Origin of the sequence: Aeromonas sp. INTO2, from assembly GCF_049860605.1 — a bacterium.
GTDB classification, from domain to species: domain Bacteria; phylum Pseudomonadota; class Gammaproteobacteria; order Enterobacterales; family Aeromonadaceae; genus Aeromonas; species Aeromonas caviae.
Map to the genome: position 1 here is coordinate 3,630,452 of NZ_CP187588.1, position 20,257 is coordinate 3,650,708.

Consider the following 20,257-nt stretch of genomic DNA (forward strand, 5'->3'; position numbering starts at 1 on the left):
GTGGGTGTGTCAGTACAAAAGTAAATAGGGGCGCGTCAGGTTGGCATTGCCCGAAATTCGGTATGCCGTGCCGCCAGCGCCCAAGCCGTGCGGGCCAACTTGTTGGCTAGTGCACAAGCCACAACATTCGAATGTCGCCGAGTCAACATAGACCTGACCCAATCAGCCAATCGTCCCGTTTGCCGCTCTAGCCGTTGCATATAGGCTCGTGCACATTGCACCAACAATCGTCTAAGATTTTTGTCGCCACGCTTGCTGATACCCTTCAGGTTTGCCCGGCCCCCAGTACTGTACTGGCGTGGCACCAATCCGACTGACGCCGCGAAATCACGACTACATCGATAGTGTTTTCCGTCACCGAGCTCGGCGGCCAACACGCTGGCAGTGATCGGGCCGACACCAGGGATTGTCATCAGACGCTGACCAAGATCGTCATCGCCAAGCTGGCTGGCCAGTTCCTTGTCGATCTCGGCAATTTGCTGCTCCAGATACTTGAAATGGGCATGCAGCCTCTCCAACATGGTAATCAGTCGCGCTGGTAACTCGTGTTCAGCCATCACAGAAGGCAGGCGCTTGATGGCGGCATGACCGACGGGCAGACTGATGCCAAATTCGAGTAAAAAGCCGTGTATCTGGTTCGATGCCTTAACCCGATCGCGCACAAACGATTCGCGCACACGATGCAGTGCTCCCAACGTTTGCTGGCTTTCGGTCTTGGGCGTTACAAACCGCATGGAGGGACGGCAGGCGGCCTCGCAAATAGCTTCAGCATCGATGAAGTCGTTCTTGTTGCTCTTGACGAATGGGCGCACGAATTGAGGCGAAATGAGCTTACTCTCATGCCCAAATTCAGCCAGCCGACGAGCCATGTAATGGGCTCCGGCACATGCCTCCATGACGATGGTGCATACAGGAAAAGTTGCGAGGGATTCGATGAGCTTTGTCCGGTTGAACTTCTTGCGAAGAAGAGCCTTGCCGAACCGGTCTTGACAGTGAATGTGAAAAGAGTGTTTACCGAGATCAATACCAATAAGCGCAACGTTTTCCATGATGGCCTCTCCTGAAAGAAAAACACCCTGTCAGCGTACCGCTCACAGGGTGGGGGTGACCATCTCATTAGACCCGCACGAGCGCGGGCCATATCAGCATATCAGGCATCCGGGTGGCCGAGCATGGCCTTGAGGTGCTCTTCCAGGCTGGGTTCGGGGGCCTTGAGGGTTGAGAGGAACAACTGCTCTATGCCTACCCTGTCCTGGCTCTTCACGATGAACACCAGCCGGGACTGGGCCTTGCCTTCGGGCCACTCCCCCAGCGCCTGCAACGGATAGAGCTGGCCGTGCACCCCGTGGATCACCACGGGCTGGCTCTCCCCTTCCAGTTGCAATATCCCCTTGAGGCGCAGCAGGGCATCGCCGTATTGCGCCTGCACCGCATCGATGGCGGCCAGCAGGCGGGAAGGCTTGAGCGGCTCGCCGATGCGTAGGGAGAAACTTTCGATATTGCCGTGCTCGAAGCGGGTGGGCGCGGCCGTCCCCACCTTGGCGGCAAACGGCGTCATCTTCGGCTGCATGGGCGAAGCCAGCCCCTGCTTCGGGGATTCGGTACGCAGCCAGGCCAGCAACTGGCGCACGTCGCGCCCCGCCTCCTCGTTGTAGGCGCCGAGCTTCTCCAGCACCGCGGGTGAGAGCACCCCATTGCTGACCCGCTGGATGGGGGCTGCCGGATTGAGGGCCGCCAGTTGGGCTTCCACCCGAGCAAGGGTCTCTTCATCCACCAGATCGCCCTTGCTCACCACCAGCAGATCCGCCAGCGCCACCTGTTTGACCGCCTCATATTGAGCGGCCAGCTGCTGCTCGATATGGCCGGCATCCACCACGGTGACGGTGCCATCGAAGCGGTAGCGCTGGGCGGTAAAGCCCTCTTCCCTCAACGTGAACAGCACAGGGGCCGGATCGGCCAGACCCGTGGTCTCGATGATCAGCCGTTTGAAGGGTTTGATTTTGCGCTGGATGGCCTTCATGAAGAGCCCCTGCAGCGCCTCCACCAGGGAGCCCTGCACCGAGCAGCAGATGCAGCCGGAATCGAGCAGCACCACCTGCTCGTCCACCTGCTGTACCAGATGGTGATCCAGCCCCACGGAGCCGAACTCGTTGATGAGCACGGCACACTCCCCGAGCTCGGGCTGCTTGACCCAATGGTTGAGCAAGGTGGTCTTGCCGCTGCCGAGAAAGCCGGTCAGCAGGGTCACGGGGATGCGGGTGTCTTGCATGTCTGTCATCGGGTTGCCCCCCCTCTGATCGGCAGGAGGATGAGTAAGCGAGTGTCTTGCATATCGGTCATGTCAGATCCTTACCGGTTGGCGAACAGGTCGCCGAGCCAGCGGTTTTCGAAACGGCCATGGGGGTCAAGCTCCCGCTTCAGGGCCAGGAAGTCGTGCCAGCGCGGCAACAGGGCCGGGAAGTCGTAGAGGTCCATCGCCAGGTGCTTGCCGAAATGGGGAATGCCGCCGAGGGGCACCAGCAGTTGCTGCAACTCGCGCATCTGCTCCATGGAGCCCCCGACAAAGGTCCCGTCCGCCGCCAGATAGACCAGAAAACCTATCCAGCACACCGACTTGTCATGGGCGGCACTGAGCCAGGCCACGGATGGACCGGTGCAGCGCAGGATGAAGGGGTAGTGCAGCACGCCGGGGTTCGCCTCCTGCCATGTCTGCAGGATTTCAAGGGCCTCCCCCATGCGTTCGAGGGGCACGGCCACCTCGCAGTTGATCTGGGGAGCAGGAATTCCCTTGCAGAGGATCTGGTAGACGTTGCCCACCAGATCCGAGGCGTCCTTGAAGCGGCGTACCGTCTCGAAGTGCTCGCCTGCCCTGGCCTCGTCCTTGGTGTCTCTGGCCATCTTCTGCAGGGTCGCGTCTATGGTGGCATTGAGCGCCAGGTTCATGCGCTCGTCCATGTCTCCCTCCAGCACCAGCGGCTCGCTGCCCCCAGCGCGGTAGCGGGCCACCTCGTCATCGGAGGCGGGATCCACCAGCCAGATGTGGCTCTCGCCGGTCCAGGCGAACCACCAGCTCTTCACGAAGGCGTGCTCCCGGTTGAGGCGCTCGTTGTGTTCCAGCAGGAAGGGGTAGTCGGTGGTGAACTTGGTGCAGCGCATGATGCGGTTGGGCACGGTGTTGAGGGTCACATCCAGCAGGATACCGAGCATCCCCATGCCCATCACGAAGGCGCCGAAGCGCGGATCGGTGCGATCCACACGGATGATGTCGCCGCTCGCCAGCATCACGGTCAGGGCAGCCACCGCATCGCACAGGGCGGACTGGTGCAGTCCCTGCCCATGGGTGCCGGTGCTGAGCGCACCGCCCAGGGTCTGGATGCCGATGACGCCGGGGGATGCCGGCAGCATGCGATCCATGGCGATGAGGTCGGCATAGACGGTATCAAGCGGCGTCCCCGCCAGGTAGGTCACCGTATCGGCAGTCTTGTCCAGCTGGCCGCGCAGGTGGTGCAGGTCCACCAGCAGCGCCTGGCTGCCTTCGGCGTAGACGCTGTGGATGGGTTCGAAAGAGAGGCCGGAGCCGATGAGCCGCAGCTTGCGCTCGGGATATTCCCGCAGCAGTTGCTGCAGCTCGTCACGGGTCGTCGGGCGCCACACCTGATCAAGGGCGCCGAGGGGGTTGGTTCTGGACCAGTTGAACAGCACCTCCCGATTGCCAATCGCCTTGATGCTGTGAAATGCCTGGAACCTGACCGTCATACCGCGCCTCATCTGACTTCAAAATGAGCGCCAATTCTACCGAAAAGTGGCTGCCAAGGCATGAAAAACAAGACCCTACAGTCGGGGGTGGATAGGGGGAGCGCCCCTCCCCGCCTCAGCGCGTCTGCTGGGTCAATGCCAGCAACATGCCGAATCCCACCAGCAGCCCCCCGAACACCCGATCGATCCAGTGGCGTACCGCCAGCAGTCGGTCCCGCACCGCAGGGGTGGAGAAGAAGAGCGCCACCGCACCAAACCAGAGGGCGTGCGCCAGCGCGATGAAGGCGCCATAGCCGATCTGGACCGCCAGCGGCGTCTGCGGCTGCACCACCTGCATGAAGAGGCTGACGATGAAGATGGTGGTCTTGGGATTGAGCACATTGGTCAAAAATCCGGTGCGCAGCGCCCCCAGGCTGGAGAGGGCAGGCTGACAGATGCTCTCTTCATCGGCAGCCGGTTTGGCCCGCAGCATCTTGATGCCGAGGAAGATGAGATAGGCGGCCCCCGCCAGCTTGATGAGGTTGAACAGCCAGAGGGATTGCTGGATCAGCAGGCCCACCCCCAGCAGGGTGTAGGCCACGTGCACGCAGACCCCGGCCGCGATGCCGATCGCCGTCAACACGCCGGTGCGGCGCGAGAGCAGCAGGCTGTTGCGCGACACCATGGCAAAGTCGGGCCCGGGGCTGATGACGGCAAAGAGAGTAATGGCGACAACGGCTAACAGTTCGGTCATGAAAAGAGTCCTGATTAGAGGGGGTATCGGCTATTTTATTTGCCAATAACACCAATAACGAACGATGATTTCTGACATGAATGGTGAAAAAAAACTCACAAAAAGCCCTCTCGCTTCCCTCCCTCACCGCCCTGCGCTGTTTCGAGGTGGCTGCCCGCACCGAGCATTTCGGCCGCGCCGCCGACGAACTGCACCTCACCCATGGCGCCATCAGTCGGGCGGTACGACTGCTCGAGGAGGATCTGGGGGTCATGCTGTTCGAGCGGCGCCAGCGCCGGGTCTTTCTGACCGACGCGGGTGAACGGTTCTATCAGGCGGTCAGAGAGGGGCTGGGCAGCATCCGCCAGACGGCGCAGGCCCTGCGCCAGCAGAGCCGCCCCCAGTCGCTGGTGCTCTCCTGCGAACCCACCCTCCTGATGCGCTGGCTGATCCCGCGCTGGCCCGCCTTCCAGGCCCTGCACCCGGAGCTGGACGTACACCTGATGGCGGGCGGCGGCGCCCTCAGCTTTGGCAGCGGCATCGATCTCGCCATCCGGCGCAACGACTTCCAGTGGCCTGCCGAGCTCTACAACCAGTTGCTGTTCGAAGAGCGGACCGGCCCTGTCTGCCCGCCGGGCAAGGTGGCGCACTTCTTTGAATCCAGGGGGGATGTGCAGGCCCTCAGGCCAACGGCACCCCGTCTGCACACCAAGACCCGTCCGGGCGCCTGGCTGGAGTGGCAGCAGCACGCAGGTATGTCCGCCGACGAGGAGGGGCCGGGTCAGACCTTCGAGCACTTCTATTTCAGCCTGCAGGCGGCAGTCGCCGGGCTGGGGGTCGCCATCGGCCCCTACCGGCAGGTGTGCGACGATATCGAGGCCGGTCTGCTGGTGGCACCGCTCGGCTTCGTCCCCGACGGCACCGGCTATCACCTGCTCGCCCCCGCCCCTCCCGAACCCGGCAGCCCCCACGACATCCTGGTGAACTGGCTGCACAGCCTGGTGGGCCCGGCCTAGCCCTGGGCGGTGCGCCCGGCAGCGACCTGTATCTCTCCCGCCGTCAGCTCCCGGCAGAACTGGCGTATCGGCATGGGGCGGGCAAACAGGTATCCCTGCAGATACTGGACCCCCTTGCCTCTCAGATAGGCGGCCTGCTGCTCCGTCTCCACCCCTTCGGCCACCAGGGACAACCCCAGCCGTCCCCCAAGGTCGATGACGTTGTCCACGATGTGCTCGGAGAGGGACTCCGTCCCGATACGGCCGATGAAGGAGCGGTCGATCTTGAGATAGTCCACGTGGAATTGCTGCAGATAGATGAGGCTGGAGTGGCCGGTGCCAAAATCATCGATGGCGAGCTGCACTCCCATCTCGTCGAGCTGGCGAAACAGGGAGAGGGTCTGCGGGCTGGTCACCAGCAGCTCCCGCTCCGTGAGCTCCAGCACCAGCACCACCCGTCCCGGCACGAAGTGGCCGAGGAAGTCGCGGCACTCCGCCACCAGGGAGAGGTCCCGGCAGTGGATGGCACTGATGTTGAAGCTGATGTGAAATGCCTCGGGCAACTGCTCCTGCACCGGGTGGAGTGTCTTGGCCACCGTCTTCATCAGGTTGACCGTCATGGGCACGATCAGGCCAGACTCTTCCGCCTGGGGGATGAAGAGATCGGGGCGGATCAGCCCCTCGGTGGCATGTTGCCAGCGCATCAGTACCTCGGCTCCCACCATCTTGCCGCCCTTGCTGGCGATCAGCGGTTGCAGATAGGGGACAAATTCCCTGGCTCGCAGCCCGCGTCTCAGCTCGTCCGTCAGGGCCCCAGGCCGCCCAAGCAGCCACCACACCAGCAGTGAGAGCACCAGCGAACTGGCTCCCAGCCAGATCAGTTGCAGATGGCGAGCCTCCCACAGGGCACGCCAGTAGATCGGCATGGCATAACCGGCGTGGATGGTGAAGGGGTAACGCTGGGAGGCGAGTATCAGGGCAAACTTGCTGTGCAGTTTCGGCGGATCGCTTTGGAAGTGGCCGGACTCATCGAGCCAGGCGGACCCCACCTGCAAGAACAGCTCGCTGGGATCGCTGCTCAGGGTGAGCATGAAACTGAGCTGGCTGCTGTCAATGGCGCTCAGTGCCGCATCACGCCCCCGCTCCTGACGCACCACCAGCAAGGGGTGATTCTTGCGCACCAGGTTGCCGCTCATCAGCAGCAACTTGCGATCCGTGTAGCGGGAGCCGTCATCCACTTCCCTGGCAGGCCCGAACAGCGAGGTGCAGTTGATGATCCCCTGTCGCACCAGATTGATGGAACGCAGGAAAGGCTCCAGCGCCACCCGCTTGCGCAGCAGCAACAGGTTGTCGCTGCAAGGTCGACCGGCCAGCGGCAATACCTCGAGGTTGGCCCGTTCGGCCTGATCCAGCATGCGCTCCAGCAAGGTTCTGGCCTTGCTGGCTGACGCGCTGGCATCGTTCTTCAGCTCCTGCTCGTAGCTGTCGTGCACTATCCACCCTCCCACCACCAGGGGCAGGGCCAACACCAGCAGGGCACAACCAAGGCGCCACTTCATGCGGGCCAGATCAATCCGGAACAGAAACATAGCAACCACGCCGCAATGCGCGGGCCCGCTTCGCAGGTACCGCGGTATAAAAGTGCCCACCAGGAAACGGTGGGGCCATCATGGCCAGACAACGAAAGCGCAACGCGCGTACCAGGCAAATCGACGACGCCGTTGCTGGGCATGGCGGGTCATTATCGCGCAGCCCCCTGAAATGGAAAATGCCGCGTCGAGACGCGGCATTGTTATTTTCAGTGGTCAGACCGACGAGTCTCAGACCGCTTGCTGCAGGATCACCGCATCGGCCTTCTTGGTGTAGGAGGCGATCTCGTTGAAGTTCAGGTAGCGGTAGGTGTCGGCCGCAGTGGCGTCCAGCGCCTTGGCATACTGCAGATACTCTTCCACGGTTGGGATCTTGCCGATGATGGCGGCAACCGCGGCCAGCTCGGCAGAGGCCAGATAGACGTTGGCCCCCTTGCCCAGACGGTTCGGGAAGTTGCGGGTGGAGGTGGAGACCACGGAGGCCCCTTCCGCTACCCGCGCCTGGTTGCCCATGCAGAGGGAACAGCCAGGGATTTCGATGCGGGCACCGACGCGACCAAAGATGCCGTAGTAGCCCTCTTCGGTCAGCTGATCCTTGTCCATCTTGGTGGGCGGCGCGATCCACATGCGGGTCGGCAGCTCGCCCTGATACTTCTCGAGCAGTTTGCCGGCGGCGCGGAAGTGGCCGATGTTGGTCATGCAGGAACCGATGAACACCTCGTCAATCTTGTCACCCGCCACGTCGCTCAGCAGACGGGCGTCGTCCGGATCGTTCGGCGCGCACAGGATCGGCTCCTTGATGGTGGCCAGGTCGATCTCGATGATTTCGGCGTACTCGGCATCCTTGTCCGCTTCCATCAGTACCGGGTTGGCCAGCCACTCTTCCATCCCCTTGATGCGGCGGGTGATGGTGCGCACGTCGCCGTAGCCTTCGGAGAGCATCCACTTCAGCATCACGATGTTGGAGTTCAGATACTCGATGATCGGCTCTTTATCCAGCTTGATGGTGCAACCGGCGGCGGAACGCTCGGCGCTGGCGTCCGCCAGCTCGAATGCCTGCTCCACCTTCAGGGTCGGCAGACCTTCGATCTCGAGGATGCGGCCGGAGAAGATGTTCTTCTTGCCCGCTTTCTCGACGGTCAGCAGCCCTTTCTGGATGGCGGCGTAGGGGATGGCATGGACCAGGTCACGCAAGGTGATGCCCGGCTGCAGCTCGCCCTTGAAGCGCACCAGCACGGATTCCGGCATGTCCAGCGGCATCACGCCGGTGGCGGCGGCGAAGGCCACGAGGCCGGAGCCCGCCGGGAAGGAGATACCGATGGGGAAACGGGTGTGGGAGTCACCACCGGTACCCACGGTATCCGGCAGCAGCATGCGGTTCAGCCAGGAGTGGATGACGCCGTCACCCGGACGCAGAGAGACACCGCCGCGGTTCATGATGAAGTCAGGCAGGGTGTGGTGGGTCTGCACGTCGATGGGCTTGGGATAAGCGGCGGTGTGGCAGAAGGACTGCATGGTCAGATCGGCGGAGAAGCCGAGGCAGGCCAGGTCTTTCAGCTCGTCGCGTGTCATGGGGCCCGTGGTGTCCTGGGAGCCGACCGTGGTCATCTTGGGTTCGCAGTAGGTGCCCGGGCGAATGCCCTTCACGCCACATGCCTTGCCCACCATCTTCTGGGCCAGGGTGAAGCCCTTGCCGGTGTCGGCGACAGGCTGCGGACGACGGAACACGGTGGAGAACGGCAGACCCAGCGCTTCGCGGGCCTTGTCGGTCAGGCCGCGGCCGATGATCAGCGGAATGCGGCCACCGGCGCGCACTTCGTCGATCAGCACCTCGGTCTTCAGTTCGAACCGGGCCAGCACCTCGTCGGTGCCGTGGCGGGTGATCTTGCCCTCATAGGGGAAGATGTCGATGACATCGCCCATCTCCAGTTTGGAGACGTCCACTTCGATGGGCAGGGCGCCGGCATCTTCCATGGTGTTGAAGAAGATGGGGGCAATCTTGCCGCCGAGGCAAACGCCGCCGGCACGCTTGTTCGGCACGAACGGAATGTCATCGCCCATGAACCAGAGCACGGAGTTGGTGGCGGATTTACGGGAAGAGCCGGTACCGACCACGTCACCCACGTAAGCCAGCGGGAAACCTTTCTCTTTCAGGGCATCGATGGTCTTGATGGGGCCGATGACGCCATCCTTGTCCGGGGTGATGCCGGGACGGGCGTTCTTCAGCATCGCCAGGGCGTGCAGCGGAATGTCCGGGCGGGACCAGGCGTCCGGCGCCGGCGACAGATCGTCGGTATTGGTTTCGCCGGTCACCTTGAAGACGGTGACGGTGATCTTCTCGGCCAGGGCCGGGCGGTTCAGGAACCACTCGGCGTCAGCCCAGGATTGCAGTACCTGCTTGGCGTGGGCATTGCCCGCCTTGGCCTTCTCTTCCACGTCGTGGAAGGAGTCGAACATCAGCAGGGTATGGGAGAGACCCTTGGCGGCAAGAGGAGCCAGGGTCGCATCGTCCAGCAGGTCGATCAGCGGCTGGATGTTGTAACCACCCTGCATGGTACCGAGCAGCTCGACGGCTTCGGCGGCAGTCAGGATGGGGGAATGGGCCTCGCCCTTGGCGACGGCGGTGAGGAAGCCGGCTTTCACATAGGCCGCTTCATCAACACCCGGGGGAATGCGGGAGGACAACAGTTCTTTCAGAAAGTCCTGTTCGCCGGCGGGCGGATTCTTGATCAGCTCAACCAGGGCGGCAACCTGCTCTGCGTCCAGAGGTTTGGCGACCACGCCTTCGGCGGCACGTTCTGCGACGTGTTTACGGTATGTTTCAAGCACGACTAATTCCTCTTTGGTCTTTTTTTTGGGGTTCGCCCAAGCTCGCGGCGATCGTCCTTGCGGGACACCCGTAGGGTGCCCCCCACTATATAAGTTTTAACGACTAATTAAAATCCAAACCCTGTGCAGTTATTCATCAAACCAGCATAACCATATAAACCCATTAGGTTTTTTTAGAGTGACAAGCCGCCCACCCAAGGTGAGTTAACAAAAAGGCAGCATTTCGCCCTTATTGGAACGTAGTGCCCAATTGCAGATAGAACATGTCGTGTCCCCCCTCCGCCACGCCATAGCCGAGGAAGATGGGACCGAGGAAACTCTCCACCCCCATATAGAGGGAACCCGAGGTATAGGAGGATTCGATGCTGATGTCCTCTCCCTTGTCCCAGACCCCCCCTTGCTCGAGGGAGCCCCCGAGGAACAGGGGCGCCTTGAAGGCACCGAAGTCGTTGTCCGCCACCCGGTAGATGTAGCGCAATCCGCCGAACAGGCTGTAGCGACCGCTCAACTGGTAATGCTGGAAACCGGACATGCGGAACAGCCCCCCCAGATCCTGCACGAACAGCGGTACCGTCTCCTGGGAGCTTGAGCCGCCCCCTTCCAGCATCAGGTTGAGGCTGTGCCTGTCCCAGGACCAGGGCTTGATCATCACCAGCCGGTAATTCACCCCCTCGGCCTGCTCGGAGGGGCCGTCCGAGGGGTCGAGATCGACGTAGGAGTAGCCCCCCTTGATGTCCCAGTAGACCCCCTGATAGGGGAAGTAGCGGCTGTCGAGGGTGTCGTGCTCGAAGCGGATGTAGGGTCCCCAGGCGGAGGCATCGGCATCCGCGTTGGTGAGGTTCTGGATCTCCACGCTGCCGATCTTGCCCTCCAGTCCAAGGGAGAAGCGGCTCCAGGGCTGGCGATTCCAGCCGACGGCGAGATCCACGCTGGTGAAGCTGTACTCGGAGTCCAGATAGCTGACCCCGGACGACGACCTGCTCTCTTCCGGGAAGAAGACCCGCCGCTGGGTCTTGTCGTAGGCCAGGCTCGTCTCGCCGAAGTAGGTCTGGGAGGGCTCCAGCGGGGTGTAGAAGTCGGTCTTGAGGTGCTTGGCGGTCCCGAGGGACGCCTCGGTCAGCCACTCGCCTCCCCAGTCGTTGACGTTGGTCAGGGTGTAGGACATGCCAACGTTGTAGTTGGAGCTGCTCTCGAAGTCATCGGAGAAACCGAGCTGGAAGTTGAGATAACCCGGCCCCCAGTTCTTCTCGCTGGCGTCCACCACCAGCACGTTCTCCCCGTCCCGCTCCTCCACCTCGTAGGTGATGCGATCGAACGACTCCAGGGCGTAGAGGCGACGGATCCCCGCCTCCAGGCTCTCGTAGGTCTGCACCTTGTCCGGACGCACGTTCAGCATGGCCCGCACCGTGTCGTCGGAGAGGCGCGACTTGTTGATGATCTCCACCTTGTCGATGTAGTAGGCGGGCTGGCCGCTGCGCTCGGCGCGCCGGCTCAGCTTGCCGTTGCGATAGTCTGCGTAGGCGGCGGGCGAGAGAGAGAGCGCATCGAGCCGGGCCGCTGCACTATTGGCGACCGCCTCCCCGATCTTGATCCCCTCCGGCATCAGGGCGAAGTCGGCGATCCCCATGTTGCCGAACTCGGGGGTCAGCAGGATGTCCTTGGGGCCGAGCAGCGCCTTCTGCTTTTCGGTCCCCACCTGGGTCATGTAGGTGGTGAGCTGATCGATCATGGCCAATCCCGACTTGAGGGACTCCCGGGTACGCAGCTTGGCGCTGATGTCCACCGCGATCACCACGTCGGCCCCCATGGCCTTGGCCACGTCCACCGGCATGTTGTTGACCGTGCCACCATCGGCCAGGATGCGGCCGTCCCAGTCCACCGGCTTGAGGGCACCGGGAATGGACATGGAGGCCTGCATCGCCTTGGCGAGGCTGCCGTGATCCAGCACGAAGGGGGTCACCGTCTCCATGTCGGTCGCCACCGCGCGATAGGGGATAGGCAGGTTGTCGAAGCTCTTTTGCGCCGGCAGGTTGGAGGTGGCGTGGCGCAGCAGGCTGGCCATGGACTGCCCCTGGAAGAAGCCGTCCGGCAACTGGGTCTGGTCACCGTTGACCCCGATGTCGGTGCGCAGCTGGTACTTCTCGGTCTGCTGCTTCTTGCGCAGGGAGAGCTCGTCGCGCCCCACCTTGTCCTGATAGCCCTTGTTCCAGTCGATGGCCAGCGTCGTGCGCTCCACCTCCTCGGCGCTGAGCCCCATGGCATACATGCCCGCCACATAGGAGCCCATGCTGGTCCCGACGATGATGTCCACCGGGATGTGCTTTGCCTCCAGCACCTTGAGCACCCCGATATGGGCCGACCCCTTGGCCCCGCCGCCGCTCAGTACCAGGGCGATCCTCGGACGATCCATCTTGGTTGCCCCCGGGTTTCTGGCCGAAGGCGCGGGATCATTGGCTCCGGCCGCCGCCATGAACGGCAGGGTCGCCAGCAGGAGCACGAGCAGGTGGGTCCATCCCCGATGAAAGATGCGCATATGAGAGTCCATAAATCCGGTGCGAGTCGAGCGGGCAGGCCGCCAGTCAGGTGCAGCCTACTATAAGTGCAAGCACTTTAACCGCAAGCCGGGGTGCTGGCGAGGGGTCGCCCCGCTTGCGACGATGTCTTGGCAAAATCGGGCGCCAATCCAGCCCAATCCGGGTGTGAGCGCAAACGTTAATCGACAATAAAGGCCCCCGCCGCCTCAAGAGCGCGCCAAATCAGCCGCTATTATGAGTTCAACCCTGGTTCACACTTCGGAGTCACCCTTATGTTCGCAAGCCTGACACTGAAACAGAAAATTCTGGCCACCGTCATCCTCGCCGTGGCCCTCTCCTGCCTGCTGGTGGGCTATTTCAGCCAGCGTTCTGCCCAGCAGCTGATCGAGGACCGCATGTTCGAGCAGGAGCTGCCCAACCTGACCCAGCGCATCGGCAAGGAGATCGAAAAGGATCTCACTTCGGTCGCCAATGCCGCCAGACAGCTTGCCAACGACCGCTTCGTGCTGGACTGGGTCGAGCGCGGCATGCCCAAGGAGCAGGAGTCCATCCTCATCAACCAGCTCAAGGACATGACGAGCCAGTATGGTCTGGTCACCGCCTCCTTCGCCGATCGTCAGAGTGCCGCCTACTACAACCAGGACGGTTTTCTGCGCATCCTGAACCACGAGCAGGACAACTGGTTCTATGACTACACCAAGAGCCGCCAGGATCTGATGCTCAGCATCTTTCGGGAAAGCAACGGCGAGGTGAAACTGTTCGTCAACTTCCAGCAACTCGACGGACGCGGCCTCGCCGGCCTCGCCAAATCCCTCGACAGCATGGTCAGCATGCTCGCCAACTTCCGCATCGACGACAGCGGCTTCGTCTTCATGACAGACGGCAGCGGCAAGGTGAAGCTGCACCCCGACGCCGCCCGCATCGATCGGGACAACCTGACCCAGCTGGCCAGCGGCAGTAGCACCAACCTGCTCAACAAGCAGCCCTTTTCCGCCACCCATGCCGAGGTCGACGGCCAGCCCGTGATCCTGGCCAGCAGCTACATCCCCCTGCTCGACTGGTATCTGGTGGCCCAGGTGCCGGAGGCCGAGATTTATGCCGAACTGGACAGAGCGCGCCTGCACATGGTGCTGGTCAGCCTGGCCATCGCCGTCGGCATGGGGTTGCTCGGCGTTCTCCTGGCGGGTTCCGTGAGCCGCCCCCTCAACGAACTGGCCCGCCTGTTCCGCGAACTCGGCAGCGGTGATGGCGACCTCACCCATCGCCTCAAGGTCGATGGCCGTGACGAACTGGCCCAGGTGGCGACCGGCTTCAACAACTTTGTCGCCAAGATCCACGGCTCCATCGAACAGGTGGCGAGCAACTCCCGCCAGCTCGCCGCCACCGCCAACGAGGTGGCCGCCAAGGCCCAGCTCACCCAGCACAACTGCACCGCCCAGCGGGATCGCACCGTCCAGGTCGCCACCGCCATCCACGAGATGGGAGCCACCGTCAGCGAGATCGCCGGCAATGCGTCTCTCGCCGCCGACGTCGCCAAGCAGGCCAACGAGCAGGCCGATGCGGGGGCCCAGGTCGTCGCACAGGCTCGTCACGGCATCGTCGGCCTCTCCGGTGAAATCGAACAGGTCGCCGGGGTCATCGAGTCACTGGCGAGCCAGACCGACTCCATCGGCAGCATCCTCGACACCATCCGCAGCATCTCGGAGCAGACCAACCTGCTGGCCCTCAACGCCGCCATCGAGGCCGCCCGTGCCGGCGAGCAGGGCCGTGGCTTCGCCGTGGTGGCCGACGAGGTGCGCAACCTCGCCAGCCGCTCCGCCGCTTCCACCGCCGAGATCCAGGGCATGATCAACAGCCTCCAGGAGCAGAGCGCCCGCGCCGTCAGCGCCATGGCCCAGGGCCGCAACCAGAGCCTGCGGGTGGTGACCCAGGCCGACGAGGCCAACGGCGCCCTCGACCAGATCACCGGGCACATCACCCAGATCAGCGACATGAACATCCAGGTCGCCACCGCCACCGAAGAGCAGTCCAGCGTGGTCGGGGAGATCAACCGCAACGTGGAGGACATCAACCAGCTCACCATGGAGACCGCCGATATCGCCCACCAGTTGACCGAGTCCAGCCGCAGCCTGCAACAGCTCTCCGGCGAGCTCGACAAGCTGGTCGGCAACTTCCGGTTATAAGATGAAAGGGCGCTGCGGCGCCCTTTTTTCAACGGGTCGACAGGGAATACCGACCCCCATGACGGCGAACCGTCATGACAAGCCGCTACAGTAGCGACACAGCAACACACCAAGGAGTCAACATGCTGGCAGGCAACCTCACCATCAAAACCCAACTGATCCTGGCCGTCACCGTGCCCTGTCTCGCCCTGCTGCTGGTTGGCGCCGCCAGTCTGCGCAGCATGGACAACATCAGGCAGCAGGCCGAAGAGCTGTTCCAGAATACCGCCACCCCCATGCGGGCCATGGCGGAAGTGGCCTCCCGCATCCCGCGCATGCGCGTCGGCATCGACATGATGCTGCTGCAGGACACCTCCCTGCGCGACGAAAAGGGGGTGCTGACCCGGGTCAAGGAGACCCGCGAGGAAGACATTCCCGAGATGCGCCAGGCCATGGAGCAGGCCGTCAAGGCCCAGGTCGATCCGGACGCCCGGGCCAGGGCCCAGACCCTGCTCGATCAATTCACCCGGGTGGAGCGGGAGGAGCTGACCCCCATGTTGCAGGCGCTCTCTGACAACAAGATGGACGAGGCACGCGCCATCTACCGGGATCGCTACAGCCAGAGCTACGGGGTCATGCGCAAGGGCGCCAATGAGCTGCTCGACGGGTTGATAGGTCAGGCCCAGCATCGCAACGACCTGAGCGAAAACAGCTATGACAGCGGTCGTACCCAGATGATCGCCATCATCGTCATCGCCATCGCCATCTCGCTGCTCGTCTCGACCCTCATCCTCATCGGGCTGCGCCGCCGGGTCTCCTTCCTGCAATCCCATATTGGCGAGGTGGCCCGCCACCTCGCCCTCGACAGCCGCGCCAGTCTCACCGGCAAGGACGAGCTGGCCGAGATTGCCCACAGCTTCAACCAGTTCGTGACCCGGATCCACGGGGCCATCGTGCAGGTGGCGAGCAACTCCCGCCAGGTGGCCGCCACCGCCAGCGAGGTGGCCGCCAAGGCCCAGCTCACCCAGCACAACTGCACCGCCCAGCGGGATCGCACCGTCCAGGTCGCTACCGCCATCCACGAGATGGGGGCCACCGTCACCGAGATCGCCGGCAATGCGTCTCTCGCCGCCGACGTCGCCAAGCAGGCCAACGAGCAGGCCGATGCGGGGGCCCAGGTCGTCGCCCAGGCCCGTCACGGCATCGTCGGCCTCTCCGGTGAAATCGAACAGGTCGCCGGGGTCATCGAGTCCCTGGCGAGCCAGACCGACTCCATCGGCAGCATCCTCGACACCATCCGCAGCATCTCGGAGCAGACCAACCTGCTGGCCCTCAACGCCGCCATCGAGGCCGCCCGCGCCGGCGAGCAGGGCCGTGGCTTCGCCGTGGTGGCCGACGAGGTGCGCAACCTCGCCAGCCGCTCCGCCGCCTCCACCGCCGAGATCCAGAGCATGATCAACAGCCTCCAGGAGCAGAGCGCCCGCGCCGTCAGCGCCATGGCCCAGGGCCGCAACCAGAGCCTGCGGGTGGTGACCCAGGCCGACGAGGCCAACGGCGCCCTCGACCAGATCACCGGACACATCACCCAGATCAGCGACATGAACATCCAGGTCGCCACCGCCACCGAAGAGCAGTCGAGCGTGGTGGGGGAGCTCAACCGCAACGTGGAGGACATCAACCAGCTCACCATGGAGACCGCCGATATCGCCCATCACCTGACCGAGTCGAGCCGCAACCTGCAGCACCTCTCCGGCGAGCTCGACAAGCTGGTCGGCAACTTCCGCCTCTGAGCGTACGGCACCTCTTCCTGACCCGCACCAGGGCGCTTCGGCGCCCTTCTTCATGACCACGGCAAGCCGTGACGCACGGGGGATACGCCGTCTCCCACCGCCCTGCCACATACCTCATAATCAGGAAAACGCGAGGAGGTATGATGGGTAAGCTGGTCGTGATGATAGTGCTGGGGGGGCTGCTCAGTGCCTGCAGCAGCGGGCCCGTGCGGGTGCACGGGGCCGATGTGAGCGTGGACGATACCCGGATCCGGGTCAGTGACGGGGATCGCGGAGGTGACGGTACCTTCTGCCCACCGGGACAGGCCAAGAAGGGGCGCTGCTGACCGTAGGGTGCCGAAAGACAGACAACAAAAAGCCGCTCCATGGAGCGGCTTTTCTTATGAAACGGGCAGAAGATTATTTTTTCTTCTTGGCCTTGACGTTCGGCAGGTCGGTGATGGAGCCTTCGAACACTTCGGCAGCCAGACCCACGGACTCGTGCAGAGTCGGGTGAGCATGGATGGTCAACGCGATGTCTTCGGCGTCGGCACCCATCTCGATGGCCAGACCGATTTCACCCAGCAGTTCACCGCCGTTGGTGCCCACGATGGCACCACCGATGACGCGGCCGCTCTCCTTGTCGAAGATCAGCTTGGTCATGCCGTCGGAGCAGTCGGACGCGATGGCGCGACCGGAAGCAGCCCACGGGAAGGTGGCGACTTCGAAGTTCAGACCCTGTTGCTTGGCTTCCTTCTCGGTCAGACCCACCCAGGCCATCTCAGGCTCGGTATAGGCGATGGACGGGATCACTTTCGGGTCGAAGTAGTGCTTCTTGCCGGCGATGACTTCGGCCGCCACGTGGCCTTCGTGTACACCCTTGTGGGCCAGCATGGGCTGACCGACGATGTCGCCGATGGCGTGGATGTGGGCCACGTTGGTACGCAGCTGCTTGTCCACCTCGATGAAACCGCGCTCGTTGACGGCAACACCGGCCTTCTCGGCATCCAGCATCTTGCCGTTCGGCACACGGCCTACGGCAACCAGCACGTTGTCATAGCGAACCGGCTCGGCCGGGGCGTGCTTGCCTTCATAGGAGACGTACAGGCCGTCTTCACGGGCTTCAACGGCGGTGACCTTGGTCTCCAGCATGATGTTGAATTTCTTGGCAACGCGCTTGGTGTAGATCTTGACGATGTCTTTGTCGGCAGCCGGTACCAGCTGGTCGGCAAACTCCACCACGTCGATCTCGGAACCCAGGGAGGAGTACACGGTACCCATCTCCAGACCGATGATGCCGCCACCGATGACCAGCAGCTTGCCAGGAACGGTCGTCAGCTCCAGCGCATCGGTAGAGTCCCATACGCGGGGGTCGTCATGGGGGATGAACGGCAGCTTCACCGGACGGGAACCGGCGGCGATGATGGCGTTGTCGAAGGTGACGGTGGTCTTGCCGTCGGCGCCTTCCACTTCCAGCGTGTTCGGACCGGTGAACTTGCCGAAGCCGTTCACGACCTGGACTTTACGCATCTTGGCCATGCCAGCCAGACCGCCGGTCAGCTGGTTGATGACCTTCTCTTTCCACAGACGCACCTTGTCGATGTCGGTCTGCGGGGCACCGAAGACGATGCCGTGCTCGGCCAGCGCCTTGGCTTCTTCAATGACTTTGGCGACGTGCAGCAGTGCCTTGGACGGGATGCAACCCACGTTCAGGCAGACGCCACCCAGGGTGGAGTAACGCTCGACGATAATGGTATCCAGACCCAAGTCAGCCGCACGGAAGGCAGCGGAATAACCGGCAGGGCCAGCACCCAGTACTACGACCTGGGTTTTGATTTCTTTACTCATCATGACCTCTTTGTCGTTCTTATATCCCCGGACAGCACAGTCTTATGCCAAACAAGGCCGCTGCAGCCGTGAAAAAAACGGGGCAAGTTTACAATCCTGTTAACGAAATGAGAAGCAAAAAGGGCGGGCTCTGGGCCCGCCCTCTCACTTACAGGACCAGTCGACGAATGTCGGACAACACACCACTCAGGGTGGTGATGAAGCGGGCACCGTCGGCGCCATCGATGACGCGGTGGTCGTAGCTCAGAGCCAGCGGCAGCATCAGGCGCGGCACGAACTCTTTACCGTTCCACTTCGGCTTCATCTCGGACTTGGAGACGCCCAGGATGGCCACTTCCGGCGCGTTGACGATCGGGGTAAAGCTGGTACCGCCGATGCCACCCAGGCTGGAGATGGTGAAGCAACCGCCCTGCATGTCGGCAGCGGTCAGCTTGCCGGCACGGGCCTTCTTGGAGATCTCGGCCAGATCGCGGGACAGCTCGTGGATGCCCTTCTTGTTGACGTCGCGAACCACCGGAACCACCAGACCGTTGGGGGTATCCACCGCCACACCGATGTGGATGTACTTCTTCATGATCAGCTTGCTGCCGTCTTCGGACAGGGCGCTGCAGAAGCGCGGATGGGCTTCCAGGGCCTTGGCGGCCGCCTTCAGGATGAACACCAGCGGGGTGATCTTCACGTCCAGCTTCTGCTTCTCGGCCAGGATGTTCTGCTCTTTGCGGAACGCTTCCAGATCCGTGGTATCGGCTTCGTCGAACTGGGTGACGTGGGGGATCATGGCCCAGTTGCGGTGCAGGGCAGGACCAGAGATCTTCTGGATGCGGGTCAGTTCCAGCTCTTCGACAGGGCCGAACTTGCTGAAATCAACCTTCGGCCAGGCCACGACGCTCATGCCGTTGCCAGTGCCGGTGCCGGCAGCCGGAGCGGACTCGGCGCGCTTGACCGCATCCTTCACGTAAGCCTGCACGTCTTCTTTGACGATGCGACCCTTGCGACCGGAGGCTTTCACCTTGGCCAGGTTGACACCGAACTCGCGCGCAAGACGGCGTACTGCCGGGGAGGCGTGAACGTAGGCGTCGTTGGCGACGAAATCGGAGGCGGCAGCAGCCTGGGCAACCGGTGCAGGAGCGGCGGCAGCCGGCGCGGCGGCAGCCGGAGCGGCAGCAACAGGTGCTGCGGCAGGAGCCGGAGCAGCCACGGCAGCCGGAGCGGCACCCGCCACTTCGAATACCATGATCAGGGAACCGGTGGAGACCTTGTCACCCGCCTTCACCTTGATCTCCTTGACCACACCGGCGAACGGCGCAGGCACTTCCATGGAGGCCTTGTCGCCTTCCACGGTGATCAGGGACTGGTCGGCTTCAACCTTGTCACCCACGGCGACCATGATTTCGGTCACTTCCACTTCGTCACCGCCGATGTCCGGCACGTTGACGTCCTTGGCACCGGCGGCAACCGGAGCAGCGGCAGCCACGGGGGCAGCAGCAGGAGCCGGCGCGGCAACAGCGGCCGGGGCAGCGCCCGCCACTTCGAAGACCATCACCAGGGAGCCGGTGGAAACCTTGGCGCCGGCGGCGACCTTGATCTCGACCACGCGGCCGGCGAACGGTGCCGGTACTTCCATGGAGGCCTTGTCACCTTCCACGGCGATGATGGACTGGTCGGCTTCAACCATGTCGCCCACGGCAACCATGATCTCAGTCACTTCGACTTCGTCACCACCGATGTCCGGCACGTTGACGTCCTGGCGAGCGGCAGCAGCAGGAGCGGCGGCCGGCGCGGCAGCAACCGGGGCAGCAGCCTGGACCGGAGCCGGTGCGGCAGCACCCTCGGATTCGAAGACCATGATCTGGGAACCGGTGGCAACCTTGTCGCCCACCTTGATCAGGATCTCTTTGACGATACCGGCGGCCGGAGCCGGGACTTCCATGGAGGCCTTGTCACCTTCCACGGCGATCAGGGACTGGTCCAGCTCGACCTTGTCACCCACAGCCACCATGATCTCGGTGACTTCAACTTCATCGGCACCGATATCCGGCACCATAATCTGTTTGGACATTGCG

General features: G+C 63.0%; 12 protein-coding genes and 1 pseudogene. 4 read left to right on the forward strand and 9 right to left on the reverse strand.

Annotated elements, in window-relative coordinates; all coding sequences use genetic code 11:
- Positions 1 to 35: 35 nt before the first annotated feature.
- The 4 genes from ACPW74_RS17175 to ACPW74_RS17190 all read right to left on the reverse strand — a co-directional run bounded on the left by ACPW74_RS17175 (position 36) and on the right by ACPW74_RS17190 (position 4,489).
- The gene (locus ACPW74_RS17175; RefSeq protein WP_052815087.1) at positions 36 to 1,049 is read right to left on the reverse strand and encodes an IS110-like element ISAeca3 family transposase; all 1,014 of its coding nucleotides are present in this window, start codon (positions 1,047 to 1,049) and stop codon (positions 36 to 38) included.
- A gap of 101 nt (positions 1,050 to 1,150) precedes the next feature.
- Positions 1,151 to 2,278 carry a CobW family GTP-binding protein gene (locus ACPW74_RS17180; RefSeq protein ID WP_425858409.1) on the reverse strand — a complete coding sequence of 376 codons (1,128 nt, stop codon included), beginning with the start codon at positions 2,276 to 2,278 and terminating at the stop codon, positions 1,151 to 1,153.
- Positions 2,279 to 2,349: 71 nt separating this feature from the next.
- Positions 2,350 to 3,756, reverse strand: coding sequence for a D-arabinono-1,4-lactone oxidase (locus ACPW74_RS17185; protein WP_104452214.1), 1,407 nt, complete (start codon positions 3,754 to 3,756; stop codon positions 2,350 to 2,352).
- Between the two features lie 115 nt (positions 3,757 to 3,871).
- Positions 3,872 to 4,489 (reverse strand): LysE family transporter, encoded by a 618-nt coding sequence (locus ACPW74_RS17190; RefSeq protein WP_010675804.1) that lies wholly within the window; start codon positions 4,487 to 4,489, stop codon positions 3,872 to 3,874.
- Positions 4,490 to 4,565: 76 nt separating this feature from the next.
- Between ACPW74_RS17190 and ACPW74_RS17195 the strand changes: the two are divergent.
- Positions 4,566 to 5,484 (forward strand): annotated as a pseudogene (locus ACPW74_RS17195) (LysR family transcriptional regulator).
- Here the strand turns inward: ACPW74_RS17195 and ACPW74_RS17200 are convergent.
- The 3 genes from ACPW74_RS17200 to ACPW74_RS17210 form a co-directional block, all read right to left on the reverse strand.
- The gene (locus tag ACPW74_RS17200; protein ID WP_104452212.1) at positions 5,481 to 7,052 is read right to left on the reverse strand and encodes an EAL domain-containing protein; all 1,572 of its coding nucleotides are present in this window, start codon (positions 7,050 to 7,052) and stop codon (positions 5,481 to 5,483) included. The pseudogene ACPW74_RS17195 and the gene ACPW74_RS17200 overlap by 4 nt on opposite strands.
- A 231-nt stretch (positions 7,053 to 7,283) precedes the next feature.
- On the reverse strand, positions 7,284 to 9,881 hold the full coding sequence (gene acnB / locus ACPW74_RS17205; RefSeq protein WP_104452211.1) for a bifunctional aconitate hydratase 2/2-methylisocitrate dehydratase: 2,598 nt from the start codon (positions 9,879 to 9,881) through the stop codon (positions 7,284 to 7,286).
- A gap of 229 nt (positions 9,882 to 10,110) precedes the next feature.
- Positions 10,111 to 12,414, reverse strand: coding sequence for a patatin-like phospholipase family protein (locus tag ACPW74_RS17210; protein WP_103255173.1), 2,304 nt, complete (start codon positions 12,412 to 12,414; stop codon positions 10,111 to 10,113).
- A 273-nt stretch (positions 12,415 to 12,687) separates the two neighbouring features.
- Between ACPW74_RS17210 and ACPW74_RS17215 the strand changes: the two genes are divergently transcribed.
- The 3 genes from ACPW74_RS17215 to ACPW74_RS17225 all read left to right on the forward strand — a co-directional run bounded on the left by ACPW74_RS17215 (position 12,688) and on the right by ACPW74_RS17225 (position 16,693).
- Entirely contained in the window at positions 12,688 to 14,598 is a 1,911-nt protein-coding gene (locus ACPW74_RS17215) for a methyl-accepting chemotaxis protein (protein ID WP_119197032.1), read from the forward strand.
- 122 nt (positions 14,599 to 14,720) lie between these two features.
- Entirely contained in the window at positions 14,721 to 16,367 is a 1,647-nt protein-coding gene (locus ACPW74_RS17220; RefSeq protein WP_128296220.1) for a methyl-accepting chemotaxis protein, read from the forward strand.
- Positions 16,368 to 16,510: 143 nt separating this feature from the next.
- On the forward strand, positions 16,511 to 16,693 hold the full coding sequence (locus ACPW74_RS17225) for a hypothetical protein (RefSeq protein WP_042015109.1): 183 nt from the start codon (positions 16,511 to 16,513) through the stop codon (positions 16,691 to 16,693).
- Positions 16,694 to 16,766: 73 nt separating this feature from the next.
- Here the strand turns inward: ACPW74_RS17225 and lpdA are convergent, their stop codons facing one another.
- Positions 16,767 to 18,194 carry a dihydrolipoyl dehydrogenase gene (gene lpdA, locus ACPW74_RS17230; protein ID WP_279981981.1) on the reverse strand — a complete coding sequence of 476 codons (1,428 nt, stop codon included), beginning with the start codon at positions 18,192 to 18,194 and terminating at the stop codon, positions 16,767 to 16,769.
- A gap of 148 nt (positions 18,195 to 18,342) precedes the next feature.
- The gene (gene aceF, locus ACPW74_RS17235; RefSeq protein ID WP_279981982.1) at positions 18,343 to 20,253 is read right to left on the reverse strand and encodes a pyruvate dehydrogenase complex dihydrolipoyllysine-residue acetyltransferase; all 1,911 of its coding nucleotides are present in this window, start codon (positions 20,251 to 20,253) and stop codon (positions 18,343 to 18,345) included.
- Positions 20,254 to 20,257: the final 4 nt, after the last annotated feature.

Excerpts from the sequence above, each read along its gene's own strand:
- ACPW74_RS17215 (WP_119197032.1), top strand. The coding sequence starts at position 12,688 with ATGTTCGCAAGCCTGACACTGAAACAGAAAATTCTGGCCACCGTCATC.
- ACPW74_RS17180 (WP_425858409.1), bottom strand. The coding sequence starts at position 2,278 with ATGACAGACATGCAAGACACCCGCATCCCCGTGACCCTGCTGACCGGC.
- aceF (WP_279981982.1), bottom strand. The coding sequence starts at position 20,253 with ATGTCCAAACAGATTATGGTGCCGGATATCGGTGCCGATGAAGTTGAA.
- ACPW74_RS17210 (WP_103255173.1), bottom strand. The coding sequence starts at position 12,414 with ATGCGCATCTTTCATCGGGGATGGACCCACCTGCTCGTGCTCCTGCTG.
- ACPW74_RS17200 (WP_104452212.1), bottom strand. The coding sequence starts at position 7,052 with ATGTTTCTGTTCCGGATTGATCTGGCCCGCATGAAGTGGCGCCTTGGT.
- ACPW74_RS17185 (WP_104452214.1), bottom strand. The coding sequence starts at position 3,756 with ATGACGGTCAGGTTCCAGGCATTTCACAGCATCAAGGCGATTGGCAAT.
- lpdA (WP_279981981.1), bottom strand. The coding sequence starts at position 18,194 with ATGAGTAAAGAAATCAAAACCCAGGTCGTAGTACTGGGTGCTGGCCCT.
- ACPW74_RS17190 (WP_010675804.1), bottom strand. The coding sequence starts at position 4,489 with ATGACCGAACTGTTAGCCGTTGTCGCCATTACTCTCTTTGCCGTCATC.
- ACPW74_RS17175 (WP_052815087.1), bottom strand. The coding sequence starts at position 1,049 with ATGGAAAACGTTGCGCTTATTGGTATTGATCTCGGTAAACACTCTTTT.
- ACPW74_RS17225 (WP_042015109.1), top strand. The coding sequence starts at position 16,511 with ATGGGTAAGCTGGTCGTGATGATAGTGCTGGGGGGGCTGCTCAGTGCC.
- ACPW74_RS17220 (WP_128296220.1), top strand. The coding sequence starts at position 14,721 with ATGCTGGCAGGCAACCTCACCATCAAAACCCAACTGATCCTGGCCGTC.